This is a genomic window from Enterococcus sp. DIV0174 (assembly GCF_050529065.1).
In the GTDB taxonomy this organism is placed as follows: Bacteria; Bacillota; Bacilli; order Lactobacillales; family Enterococcaceae; genus Enterococcus_B; species Enterococcus_B thailandicus.
The window spans coordinates 1378436-1390895 of record NZ_CP172881.1 but is presented as its reverse complement, the minus strand read 5'-3'; the positions used below and the strand labels follow the sequence as shown (position 1 = coordinate 1390895).

General features: G+C 36.8%; 10 protein-coding genes and 1 pseudogene. 4 read left to right on the top strand and 7 right to left on the bottom strand.

The genetic code is table 11. The features are described 5' to 3' along the window. Window positions 1-128 precede the first annotated feature (128 nt). Complete coding sequence (locus IGJ93_RS06650) at window positions 129-1778, top strand: alpha-glucosidase (RefSeq protein ID WP_285700412.1); 1650 nt, start codon at window positions 129-131, stop codon at window positions 1776-1778. A gap of 185 nt (window positions 1779-1963) precedes the next feature. On the opposite strand, the gene IGJ93_RS06645 is transcribed toward IGJ93_RS06650, so the two are convergent. From IGJ93_RS06645 to IGJ93_RS06615, 7 genes and pseudogenes are all read right to left on the bottom strand, one after another. Continuing rightward, a complete protein-coding gene (locus IGJ93_RS06645) occupies window positions 1964-2524 on the bottom strand; it encodes a TIGR01440 family protein (RefSeq protein WP_067482072.1) in 561 nt (186 codons plus the stop codon). Between the two features lie 25 nt (window positions 2525-2549). Further along, window positions 2550-3035, bottom strand: a complete 486-nt coding sequence (locus IGJ93_RS06640; protein ID WP_067482070.1) for an ECF transporter S component — start codon at window positions 3033-3035, stop codon at window positions 2550-2552. Beyond that, window positions 3025-3839 (bottom strand): annotated as a pseudogene (locus IGJ93_RS06635) (bifunctional hydroxymethylpyrimidine kinase/phosphomethylpyrimidine kinase). Before IGJ93_RS06635 ends, IGJ93_RS06640 begins: the two are co-directional and overlap by 11 nt. Before the next feature lie 165 nt (window positions 3840-4004). Beyond that, on the bottom strand, window positions 4005-5528 hold the full coding sequence (locus IGJ93_RS06630; protein ID WP_218657810.1) for an AMP-binding protein: 1524 nt from the start codon (window positions 5526-5528) through the stop codon (window positions 4005-4007). A gap of 170 nt (window positions 5529-5698) precedes the next feature. Further along, on the bottom strand, window positions 5699-6703 hold the full coding sequence (locus IGJ93_RS06625) for a tyrosine-type recombinase/integrase (RefSeq protein WP_270659991.1): 1005 nt from the start codon (window positions 6701-6703) through the stop codon (window positions 5699-5701). Between the two features lie 210 nt (window positions 6704-6913). Next, on the bottom strand, window positions 6914-8224 hold the full coding sequence (locus tag IGJ93_RS06620) for a sensor histidine kinase (protein WP_373270177.1): 1311 nt from the start codon (window positions 8222-8224) through the stop codon (window positions 6914-6916). A 13-nt stretch (window positions 8225-8237) separates the two neighbouring features. Continuing rightward, window positions 8238-8912: a response regulator transcription factor gene (locus IGJ93_RS06615; protein WP_075491162.1), complete on the bottom strand. Its 675-nt coding sequence runs from the start codon at window positions 8910-8912 to the stop codon at window positions 8238-8240. Window positions 8913-9108: 196 nt separating this feature from the next. Between IGJ93_RS06615 and IGJ93_RS06610 the strand changes: the two genes are divergently transcribed. The 3 genes from IGJ93_RS06610 (at window position 9109) to topB (ending at window position 12408) form a co-directional block, all read left to right on the top strand. Next, window positions 9109-9525 carry a hypothetical protein gene (locus IGJ93_RS06610; protein ID WP_075491164.1) on the top strand — a complete coding sequence of 139 codons (417 nt, stop codon included), beginning with the start codon at window positions 9109-9111 and terminating at the stop codon, window positions 9523-9525. Window positions 9526-9552: 27 nt separating this feature from the next. After that, window positions 9553-10059, top strand: a complete 507-nt coding sequence (locus tag IGJ93_RS06605; RefSeq protein ID WP_086270932.1) for a cysteine hydrolase family protein — start codon at window positions 9553-9555, stop codon at window positions 10057-10059. A 153-nt stretch (window positions 10060-10212) separates the two neighbouring features. Next, window positions 10213-12408, top strand: coding sequence for a type IA DNA topoisomerase (gene topB / locus IGJ93_RS06600; RefSeq protein ID WP_270492601.1), 2196 nt, complete (start codon window positions 10213-10215; stop codon window positions 12406-12408). Window positions 12409-12460 lie beyond the last annotated feature (52 nt).

Here is a 12460-nt window from a genome sequence, read left to right as displayed (position 1 = left end):
AATGAACGTATGTTTTTTGCTTTGAGTGTTTCTTTGCGTGTTTTTAATTCTTTTTTGTTAACGGTAACAAAGACTTATAGGAAGCAATTTCGTTTATAATTGATGAAAAGGTGAAGGAGGACATCCGCATGACAAAAAATGTGCAATGGTGGCAACAAGAAGTAGGCTATCAAATCTATCCCGCGAGTTTTAAAGATAGCAATCAAGATGGGATTGGTGATATTAATGGAATTCGTGAAAAATTAAGTTATTTAAAAGAGTTAGGGATTGGCTTCATTTGGATCAATCCTATTTATTCTTCTCCATTTGTTGATAATGGTTATGACATCAGTGACTATCAAGAAATCTTAGCAAAATTTGGAACAATGGCAGAATTTGATTTGCTGTTGGCTGAAGCACATCAAATGGGAATCAGAGTCATTATGGACTTGGTCATCAATCATACATCCGATCAACATAAATGGTTTATTGAATCAAAAAAATCGGTAGATAATCCTTTCCGTGATTATTATTTATGGGCAGATAGCACATCAGAGTTAGCTCCAAATGAATGGCAGTCCATTTTTGGTGGTTCAGCCTGGACACATGATGAGGAGAGCGGACAATCTTATTTACACGTTTTTGCCAAGGAACAACCTGATTTGAATTGGGAAAATCCGAAAGTGAGAGAAGAACTATTTACCATGATTCGCTGGTGGCTAGAAAAAGGAATTGATGGCTTTCGATTAGATGCCATTTCACATATCAAAAAAGCAGACTATGCTGTTCCAGCAACAGCTAATCCATTTTCACCATTTCAAAATGTAACCGGAATCGGGAAGTATTTGACCGAACTAAAAACCATTTTTAACGAGTATGACATCATGACTGTTGGTGAAGCAAGTGGTGTATCTGCAACGGAAGGCCCACAATGGGTTGGTGAATCTGGGTATTTTGATATGATTTTTGAGTTCGATCATATTTCTTTGTGGAACCATGAAGAACAAGGTGCGCTGGATGTTGTCAAACTGAAACAAGCATTAAGTCAGTGGCAGAACTCTTTAGCAGGAAAAGGATGGAATGCACTTTATATGGAAAACCATGACGTACCTCGAAGCGTTTCTGCGTTTGGCAATGACCAGAATTATTGGTTGGAGTCTGCAAAAGCGTTAGGAATGATGTATTTTTTCTTACAAGGGACACCATTTATCTATCAAGGACAAGAAATTGGAATGACCAACATGGCTTTCGAATCAATCGAACAAGTAGATGCACTTGATTCAAGAAAACTTTATCAACGATTGCTTCAAGAAGGGCGCACACCGGAAGAATCATTGGCAATCATTCGTAGCACGACAAGAGATAATAGCCGGACACCAATGCAATGGACGGATGAAAAATTTGCTGGTTTCTCTTCACATGATCCTTGGTTAGTTGTTAATCCAAATAAGGAAGTTATCAACGTCGAAGCGCAAGAAAAAGAACCAAATTCACTTTTATCTTTTTATAAACAAATGATTCAATTACGAAAGCAGCATACTGCATTGATTACAGGTGAATTCAAAGAATATTTACCTGAACACAAGCAGTTATTTATTTACGAACGTATAGAATCTAGTGAACAATTCCTGATTATGGTAAACTTAACGATGGAAAAGACAACTTTTGATCTAACAACTGAAAAATTAGCGGAAGACTGGTCACTGGTATTAACCAATTATTTAGATGAGCCCCAATTTGGTCTTGTTGGTGAATTTGCACCTTATGAGGCCAGAATGTATCAACGAAAGGTTCTCTAGTACACATCTGAAAAAGTGTAAGAAGAAAAGGAGCCGAAAAAAGGAAGCTGGGGAAAAAACCAGCTTCCTTTTTCTGAATAAATGATGTTCCCAAAGCAGCTTCTTCGGTAATAAGTCCTTTTTTTATAAACATATGGAAAGTGATTGTTAGAAAAGGTTTCTTATTACTTGAAGCTAATCACTACTTAACGTTCATTAGTATTGTATTGCGCACGTGGCCCGCCAATGTATTTAGGACGAGATCGTAGCGCAGTGACATGAGCCCCACCTAAAGTATTTGAACGGGGACGGACAGGAACTTGAACATGCTTGACGTGCATGCCAATAGACGTATCACCAATATCGATTCCCGCTTGTGCAACAATGTGTTCGACCTCGACTGGATCAGCAAATTGCTCGAAGGCGGCAACAGAACAAGCACCACCCGCATGTAGAGCTGGAACAACTGTTACAATTTCAAAATTTTTCTTTTCTGCCACGTTACGTTCCACGACAAGTGCCCGATTTAAGTGTTCACAGCCTTGGACAGCTAGCGAGATTTCCTTAGGATCAAGGATTTCTTTTAATGTTTGGACAATCCATTGACCAACTTCAGCACTAGAGTTTTTTCCGATATGTCCACCGACAACTTCACTGGTACTACATCCTAATACAAATAAATCACCTGCCCTTAGGTTTGCTTCATTCAAGATATCAGTAACCATTTCCGTTAATTCTTTTGCCAACATTTCTTTTGTTAATTCCATTTTATTCATCCTTCTTTCGCTATGATTAGCGTTGTTTTCCTAATTGAAATCGTTTCAAGCCAGAAACTAATGGGTAGGTGAGAGCAATTCCGAATAAGTTCTGAATCATATTTCCGGGAATTGACGCGACTCCCGCTGGCCAGCCATATAAGAACCAACCGGCTAACAAATAGCCAATAATCATGACTACACTACCAGTTAATAATCCAAGAAACCAACGAAGCGTTGTTTGTCGACCAATCAAACCCACTGTCAATCCTTGTAACCCATGAATGAGCAGAGAAAAAATCGCCCATTGTGGATAACCTGAAATCAAATCAATCAATAAACCACTGGAACCACCAACTACTAAGCCACCAATCGGCCCAAATAACGAAGCTGCTGTATAGATCCCAACTTCACATAAGGTAATAAAACCATTTGTGGCTGGAACGGGGATAAGAATCGTCAGAGAAAGCGCAACAGTTAGCGCAATCAACATAGCATAAGTGGTTATTTGTCTAATGTTCATTCCTCGTTATTCCTCCTTTAATTTTCCTCCGGACCAAACACTTCCGGAGCCATCATTCATCAAGATGCCGTGTTCAATACAATGATAAACATAATCTTTACTAGTCGCAATTGCGTCAGGCAAGGAGTTTCCTTGGCATAAATTTGCTAAAATAGCAGAAGAAAACGTACAACCCGCACCATTCACAGTTGACTTTGTTAATTTTTTACGAGTAAATAGTTGTTCTTTTTCGCCGTCAAAAAATAAATCGATAGCAAAGTCACCATGAATGCCTTGACCACCTTTAATCACAAGTTGTTTTGCTCCGAGAGCGTGGATGATTTGAGCTGCGTGGCGAAGATCATCTAGTGAGCGCAACTTATCTTGGTTTGCTAGCAAAGCCGCTTCTTTTAAATTTGGGGTAATCACAGTTGCTAAAGGAAAAAGTTCAGAAATCATTTTATCCATATAACGTTTATTTTCAGTCGTTTTGGTTTCTTTAAACGCAAGGACAGGATCTAGGACAACTGGAAGTTCTGAATTTTGTATCAAAAAATCACGTACAATCGTGATGGCTTCTTCTGAGTGAAGTAAGCCAAGCTTGATTCCATCAAGGCTCGTCATTTTTGTTAGTGAAGCTAATTGTTGTTTCAGTAGTCTCGGTGATAGATTTTCTAATTGGAATGCGCCTTGCTCATCCAAAAAGCCTACACAGGTTAAGGCACTTAAGCCAAAAAGCTGGTAGTTTTCAAAAGTTTTTAAATCGGATTGAATTCCGCCACCTGCGAAAGGGTCAGATCCGCCAATTGTTAATACTCTTTTCATCTTGTTTTCCTCCATGAAAGCAAGTATAGCGAAAGTAAAATAAAATGAAAACAGCCAATTGGCAGATTTGAAACTCAGCCAATTTTGTAAAAACGGGGGAATAAAAAATACTTTTGACAACGAAGAGAACATCGTTATCAAAAGTATCAGTTTGTTTAAAAAAATTTATTGATTTTTTAATTCTTGTTCGATTTGCAGACGTTGGACTTTCATTGTTGCAGTCCGTGGAATATCTTCAAATGCGCGAATAATTGGCGTATTCAAGCGTGGTAGTTCATGAACTTGTGTCCAATAAGTGTCCCAATCCATTTCTTTTCCAGGTGCTAAAGCAATGATTGGCTGTGGTGAATCATTTTTATCACGTACGATTACGACTTCAGCAAGGAAATCAAGAGAGTCAAGTAAGTAATCCTCGATTGCTAATGTACTATTGATTGTTTCGATCAAGTCAACTTGACGATCTTTTAAGAAAAGGTGCCCATCTGCATTCATTACACCGTAATCACCACTGTCCCACCAGTCGCCATAAACATTTTCTTGGAAACGTGCATCTTCTTTGTAGTAAGTCAATGCGCGGCCTTTTGATAAGAATTGGATATGACCATCTGTGCCAATAGGTAAGAGATTCCCCTGGTCGTCTGCGATTCGAGCTTTAGTCAAGTCACCAAGACCAACGCCCATATCACGAGCATCGTTTGTTTTTAGCGACTCCAATGTATGTGCTTTGAGAATCATTGGACCACATTCGCTTTGACCATAAACTTGTAAAAAGATAGCATCCTTGGTGTTAGATGTGTCAAGAAAAGTTGCCATCGTTTGATTATTAATTGCATCAAAAGTCGAGTGGTAGTAACGAATTCCAGCAAAAGCTTCTGGTGCCTCTTTTGCAACGAAACTCCATTGAACAAAGTTATTTGGATGCGTTTCTAGTGCAATTGGTGGATTTTCAGTTAGCATTTTAACTACATGATCCCCCTGTGCATTAGCTAACGGCATCATTGGGAAACCCATAGCCATTAAAGAAGAAATTCCGATATTGAAACGAGAGTGGACGGGAGAAATGTGGAAAGCAACTAGTTCTTTTGCTGCAATTTTTGTAAAAATCGTTTTTTGCCATTTTGTTCGCCAGCCCATAGAGTTTGCTGAATGACAAATCAATTTTGGAATGCCTGTTGTTCCCGAAGTATGTGTCATATAGGCAATTTGATCTTTTGGTAGTTCTTGTTGAGAAACTGGCGTTGCCGATTGGTTCAATAATTCTTTCACTGATAATTGCTTTTCTTTTGAACCATTTGAAATCCCTGCTACGCGTTCAGCAGTAACTTCGTCAAATAAGATAAAGGGATCTTCTAATCGCTCAACGAAAACTTCCATTGTCGCTGTAGGTAAGTGATAAGAAGTCATCACAGGTACAGCACCAAGATAAGAAGCAGCAACTGCCATTAAATAAGTATCGAATGCTGAACTTTTATATAGCATGATTTTGTCGCCAAGCCCAACACCCATTGCTGCCAACTGATAGGCACGTGTTAAGACGGTTTCATAGCTTTCTTTGTAAGTGCTTTTAAATCCAAGTTCAGGAAAAGCAACTAAAGGTTCGTCAATAATAATTGGAATATCTGGTGTTCTTTTTGCTGCCTCTTCGTAATTAGTAAATAAATTAAGTGGGGAATATTCGATTGTTTCCATAGGTCACACTCCATCAAATTTTTGTTAAAAGGGTTACAAATTCCGCTATAATCGTAGCACAAACGCTTTGAAAATAACAGATTATTTTGTGAATAAAAGAGCAAAACGTTTCCTTTCTAAAAGATAATCAAAGTGAAAAAAGCTTTATTGCTGGTTGATTTCTAGACAATTTAGCTAAATTGGCGGTAAGAAAATACCAGCATTTTTTGATAGACTTCTTGAAAATTATGTTGATGAAGGTAGCGATTGCCACATAAATAGTTAACTGCGTCGAGATCATCCAAATATTGTTCAGTATAATAACGAAAAGTTTTTCGACACAACTCTGGTGAAAGATTTTGATAAACAGTTACTTTACTTAAAATTTGCCGAATCGTTCGAGGAGAAATCTGCTGGTCATGTGATGATTGAAAGACAAATTCTTCCGCAGCTAATTCATTTAGTGTGAGGTACGCTGTCAGCAAACTGAATGCTTCATTGGGAAGTGGTACTTGATTCAACCGGTTTTCTTTTCGATGTAATTGGATCAGCTGTTTTTCTAGCAGGAGATCTTTCCTCTTTAATTCAACAATTTCATGAATTTTGAGTCCACAATAAAGCAATAGTGCAAGGATTGCGAGATTGCGTGGTCGGTTTTTCTTCTCAAAACTAGCTTCTCGGCTTGTGTCAAATCCTGCAGATGGTATGAATAGTGTTTCAAAATCAAGTAATAAATCCGCAGAGAGATAACGTGGTGCGGCTGAAGTGGTCTCTGGGGTGCTGGTCCCTAACAACGAAATTTCTTCTTTTAGTTTGCCATTTTGAAACAAAAACTTCAAAAAATGGTTGAGCGCGTATTGTTTCCGAGAAACACCATGATAATTATTTTTAAATGTCTGTTCGACAGGCTGTTCAGCGGCTGTCTGAAAAGAGCGTGTATGACGATATATACTAGCTAGAAAGTTCAGGTAATCTTGTTTCTCTAATTGTAAGATAAATTTATCATCCATTTCTTGATTTGGATAAGATTCTTTTAGAAAATCGGTAAATAAATGGAAATCTTTCGCATATTCATAACGGCTACTTAAAGATAAGTGTCCCCGGTTTTCAAGCAAGAACTGTTCAAAAATTGGCGGCAACAATTGTAATCTTTGTTTCAATTTTTCTTGTACTTGTTTTCTAGTTTTACTATCCATAATTGTTCTCCTTTCAGCTTTGGATAAAGCAATCCTAAACGCAGATGGGTTATTAACGAGATCAGGCAAAACGATAGCTGATTCTTTCTCTTATCCTAAAACAAAAGTCAGGAATAGGAAAGTATTAGTACAGGAAAAACAATTCTGACTAAACTATCTAAATAAAAAATTCCGATAGAGATCAAATCAATTGATTCTATCGGAACTCTTTTATTTTAGGGGTAATTCAACAGTGAAGATGACACCTTGTGGTTCATAATCCCTTACAGAAATTTTCCCTTTATGCTGCTCGACAATTTGTTTGGCAATTGCCAAACCCAGCCCATAGCCACCAGTTTCTTTTGAACGAGAACGATCTTCACGATAAAAACGTTCAAAGATTCGCGCTTTTTCTTCAGGGGAAATATTTGGTCCAGTATTCTTAACTTCAATTTTCCATTCTTTGTTAGTTATTTGTGATTCAATCAAGATAGAATCACTTTGGCTAGTGTATTTCAAAGCATTATCAAGTAGGATAACTAATACTTGATGGATTTTCTTTTCATCAATGAAGACAGTAGCTGTGGTCTTATTCGCAATCAAGAAATGTTTTCCATCCATTTCGGCCATTTCTTGAAATGGCTTAACTAATTGAGCGATGAACGGCTGGATATTTACAGCTGTTTTTGATAAAAGCCGTTGATTCGAATCATTTCGCGCAATCGTTAATAAATCTGTCGTCAGTCCAGTAAGTCGCCGAGTTTCTGCTAAAGCTTGAGCAATACTTTCTGATTCTTCGATAACAGTGTGATTTGGTTTTGTAAATAAATGTTCTAAGCTATTTTGGATAATAGACAAAGGTGTTCGGAATTCATGAGAAGCATTTTCGACAAATTCCTTTTGCTGTTTCCACGAAGCTAGAATAGGGCGCATACTTAAGTTAGATAGATAATAACTAATACCAATTGAAATCAGCCAGAAGACGATCATACAAATAATCATAACAGTTTGAAAGGTAGCTAGAGAATCTTTAATCTGATTTGTATTTGCTAATACTTGAATATAAGCAATTTCGCTCTGATTGGACTCAGCTTTACGTGTAATTGAACGAAAAGCCAACGAATGATCGTTCTCTGAGTCAGATAAATCGATACTTTGAATAACATCTAGATTTTTGGTATTCAATTTCAATCCTTGGATTTGATTTAAACGGCCACCAATAGCAGCTTTATTTAAAATCTCGCCAGAAGCAGACCACAAAATAACTTGGGTATTAAAACGATTGTTATCCGGATCACTTAAGGGTTGTCCGCCAGGAAAATTTTCTAAAAAGGGGTTTCCTTGTTCATAACGAGAAATTTCTAACTGAACGGCTCGCGAATTTGCATCAATTTGAGTTAGACTTAAATCAGTTTCTCTGTAGGCAGATTGGTTCAGAAGCTGAAGCGTGATAAAGCCTAATAAAATAAAAATACTAGCAAAAGCAGTAACATTAGTTAAAAAGAAACGGATTTTTTGCTTGTTAGGAAATCTGTCTTTTATTTTTTTCATTTTGTTACACTTCCTGTAAAATGTAGCCAACGTTTCGGAGTGTTTTGATGTCTTTCGCAAGAGTCGTTTCACGCAGGTGTTTTCGTAAATTACTCATATAAACTTCAACGACTGTTAATGTTGTATCGGAATCAAATCCCCAAATCCGATCGAAAATCTGTTCCTTTGTTAAAATAATACCTTTGTTTTGCAAAAAGTAAGTTAAGAGTTCAAATTCTTTTCCTTGAATTGGTAAAATTTCGCCTTTAAAAGAGACCTCATTACGATTTAAATCACAAGTAACACCTTTGTATTCAAGTGAATGCTCATTAAAAAGTCCCAAAGAACGTTTCAATAACGCTTTGACACGCATAATCAACTCTTCACGATAAAATGGCTTAGTTAAATAGTCATCAGCGCCTTTTTCAAACCCTTCGATTTTATCTTCTAAACCATCTTTTGCTGTTAAAATCAAGACAGGCGTCTGGATATTTGCTTTTCTTGCTTGGGCTAAAACTTCGTATCCGTTCATTTCGGGCATCATCAGATCAAGAATAACTAAGTCATAAATACCACTTTCTAATTCAAAGAGCCCTTCACTACCATTGTAAACTTGGACGACTTCTCCAAGATCGTTAATAATCTCTTTGATGTTGTCAGATAAAACTTTTTCATCCTCAACAATGAGTAACTTTATCATTGATTCACCTCATTTTTTATTCTAATTAATTTTAACATAGTTAACCTAAAGTTAGCTTAAAGCAATTTTGTGTGTCTAATTGAGGAATTACCGACTGCAATTATTAATAATAAGTAAAAAAAGCGTTTTTTCAGTGAAAATAAATGTAATGTTTCTGAAAATAGTTTTATAGTGTTGAAAAAGAGAGGGGATAGCTATGTTAAAGAAAAAAACAGTCTTTTTGGTGACTCGTACGCAATCACTTGGAAAACATATTACCAAACAGCTTTATCGGAACGTTCGGACAAGTGATTTGAAAAATAAGTTGAAATTTGTTTATGTAGAACTAGCGAAAAATCAAGACATGATTCATGCACTTCAAGGAGACATCGTTTTAGTCGATTATTTTTTGAATCGAGATGTACCCAAGATTGCTTCTAACTTATCACCAGATGTGTGCATTGAGTTATTGAATATTGGAAGTACTAGTACGCATTCGCCAATCATGCTCGAACGGCAACTTGAGCCTTTGCTACAGTTAAACCCTTTGGAAATTCGCGTGCATAATAATCAAGATTTCTCTTTGCTTGAATACGTGTTGCCAGCGGCAGATATCGGACTAAATCGGCTATAATGTAGAAAACAATGAGGGGACGTTTGTATGAAAGCACAACTATGTGATGCACTAGTCGTAATTGATTTACAAAACGGTGTTTGTCACGATAAAACTGAAATTTTTGGATTAGAATTGCTAACAAAACAAGTAAATGAACGTATACTTTTATATAAAGAACAACAAAAGCAAATCATCTTTATTCAACATTCCGATAAAGAACTAATTTCAGGGACAACGGCTTGGAAAATCATTCCCGAAATTATTCAACCAAATGAAGCGCGTTATGTAGAAAAAACGCATGCGGATGCTTTTTTCGAAACAGCGCTACAAAATATGCTGATGGAGTTAAATATTCAGACGCTGGAAATTTGTGGGGCACAAACAGAATATTGCATTGATACGTCAATCAAAGTTGCGCACCACCTAGGCTATCAAGTAAGGATGCTGCATTCTTTAACAACGACTTACGACAACGCATTTATGAGTGCGCAAGACACAATTGCATTTTATGAAAAAATTTGGGATCAAAGATTTGTTGAATTTATGGTCTAAATGGATAAATCTTCATTTTTATGAAACTACGAACGTATTTTCGCCTTTCCTTATCAGACTCTTGATGAGGTAAGGCTTTTTTTGGTTGTCAGATTCAAGAATTTGTTTCATAATAGGTAAGTCGAAAATAGCTTGAATAACGGAGGGAAAGCTATGAAAACAGTCATTTTAGCTGAAAAGCCATCACAAGCAAAAGCTTATGCTGAAGCCTTTCAACAACGAAAAAAACGGGATGGTTATTATGAAATCAAAGATCCGTTATTTACAGGTGAAGTAACAATTACTTATGGATTTGGCCATTTAGTAGATATGGTTCCACCGGGAGCATATGATCAACGTTGGGCGAGATGGTCCTTAGAAAATTTACCTATTTTCCCTGAGACTTTTCAATATGAAGTTCCTACGGATAAGAGAGCGCAGTTTGCAATTGTCAAAAGAGAGCTGCAGTCTGCAAATACCATTATTGTTGCTACTGATGGGGATCGAGAAGGAGAAGCGATTGCCTGGTCGATTATTCGTCAAGCAAAAGCATTTTCCAAAGAAAAAAAATATCTTCGTTTATGGATTAATTCCTTAGAAAAAGAAGCAATTTATGATGGCTTTAAAGATTTAAGACCAGGTGAATACTATTATCCGAAGTATAAAGAGGCAAAAGCAAGACAAAATGCTGATTGGCTAATCGGAATGAATGGCAGTCCCTTATACAGTTTGTTGCTTCAAAATAAAGGAATTGATGGTAGCTTTTCACTAGGAAGAGTGCAAACACCTACTTTATATATGATTTTTAAACTACAAGAAGAAATCAATCATTTCAAAAAGGAACCTTATTTCGAAGGTGAGGGAGAAATTCGACATCAAAATGGGCGATTCATCGGAAAAATGGAACCCAAAAAAAATTTCAAGACACCAGAAGCATTAACAGAAGAATTACAAAAATTAGGTACGCATTTGGGTGTTCAAGAAGGGCGAATCAACAAGGTAGAAAAAAAAGAAAAGCAAATACGTAGTCCACGATTATTTTCGCTATCTAGTTTGCAATCGAAAATGAATCAGTTGATGAAAGCTAGTGCAAAATCAACTTTAGAAGCGGTTCAAGGGTTATATGAAAGTAAATTTTTAAGCTATCCCAGAACAGATTCGCCATACATTACTGATAATGAACATCGCTATCTAGTTCAACGGTTAGAAAAATATAAAGGATTTCTTGGTATTGAAACGATTGAAACACCAGAACTCTTTCCGAAAAAACGTTACGTTGATGCTAGTAAAGTACAGGAACATCATGCAATTATTCCTACCAAAACGATCCCGACCAAAGAACGTTTTGCTAAACTTTCGCGTCTCCAACAAGCGGTCTATTTGCAGGTGCTACAAACGACGCTCGCAATGTTTGCAAGTAACTACATTTATGAAGAAACAACTATTTTGACAGCTGTAAATCAATTGAGACTAAAAAGTATTGGCAAAATACCTATCCAACAAGGTTGGCAAGCAATCTTAAATACTGGAAAGAAAAAGAAAAAAGACCTGCAAAAATTGCCGATAATTCAAGAAGGTGATTTTGTTGAAGTCGAATTGAAGCGTCTCGAAAAAGAAACACAACCTCCCAAACCTTACAATGAAGGGACGCTGATTACAGCTATGAAAACAGCGGGGAAAACATTAGATGATAACGAAGCACAAGAAATATTGAAAGAAGTGGAAGGGATTGGAACTGAAGCAACACGTGCAAATATTATCGAAAATTTGAAGCAGCGTCACTATATCGAAGTAAAGAAAAATGAACTATTTGTTACTTCAAAAGGTATCACTTTATGTAAAGCTGTCGCAAGTGAACCACTATTGACCAGTGCCGAAATGACTGCGCGTTGGGAAGGGTATTTACGAAAAATTGGAGAGAACCAAGGAACTCCTGAAGTATTTTTGGAAAATATCAAAAAATTTATTTTACATTTGCTAGATTCAGTTCCGCAACAAATCCAACAAGTTGATTTATCAAAGGAAGTTAGCGGTACACGTCAAATTAAGGCGATGGAGAAGAAGAACGATCAATTGGGTCGCTGTCCAAAGTGTCAAAAAGGGGTTGTGATGTTGTATCCTAAGGTTGCAAGTTGTCTCAACGCAGAATGTGACTTCAAATTATGGCCAATAGTCGCTAAAAAGAAACTGACTAAGACGAACCTACGTGAGCTTTTATCGAAAAGAAAGACCAGCAAGGTAATCAAAGGATTTACTGGTAAAAAAGGGAAGTTCGATGCAGTTTTAGTATTAAAAGCGGATCTAACAATTGGCTTCGAATTCCCATGGATGGACAAAGCAAATTCAGAAAAAGAGTCACAATCAGAGTAAAGACATTTATTCCGAAAAGTGAGAATTTTAACACTTAGAAAACAAAAATAAA

What these genes read in the sequence shown, in the direction of transcription:
- IGJ93_RS06650 (WP_285700412.1), top strand. Translation starts at nt 129, where the DNA reads ATGACAAAAAATGTGCAATGGTGGCAACAAGAAGTAGGCTATCAAATC.
- IGJ93_RS06645 (WP_067482072.1), bottom strand. Translation starts at nt 2,524, where the DNA reads ATGGAATTAACAAAAGAAATGTTGGCAAAAGAATTAACGGAAATGGTT.
- IGJ93_RS06640 (WP_067482070.1), bottom strand. Translation starts at nt 3,035, where the DNA reads ATGAACATTAGACAAATAACCACTTATGCTATGTTGATTGCGCTAACT.
- IGJ93_RS06630 (WP_218657810.1), bottom strand. Translation starts at nt 5,528, where the DNA reads ATGGAAACAATCGAATATTCCCCACTTAATTTATTTACTAATTACGAA.
- IGJ93_RS06625 (WP_270659991.1), bottom strand. Translation starts at nt 6,703, where the DNA reads ATGGATAGTAAAACTAGAAAACAAGTACAAGAAAAATTGAAACAAAGA.
- IGJ93_RS06615 (WP_075491162.1), bottom strand. Translation starts at nt 8,912, where the DNA reads ATGATAAAGTTACTCATTGTTGAGGATGAAAAAGTTTTATCTGACAAC.
- IGJ93_RS06610 (WP_075491164.1), top strand. Translation starts at nt 9,109, where the DNA reads ATGTTAAAGAAAAAAACAGTCTTTTTGGTGACTCGTACGCAATCACTT.
- IGJ93_RS06605 (WP_086270932.1), top strand. Translation starts at nt 9,553, where the DNA reads ATGAAAGCACAACTATGTGATGCACTAGTCGTAATTGATTTACAAAAC.
- topB (WP_270492601.1), top strand. Translation starts at nt 10,213, where the DNA reads ATGAAAACAGTCATTTTAGCTGAAAAGCCATCACAAGCAAAAGCTTAT.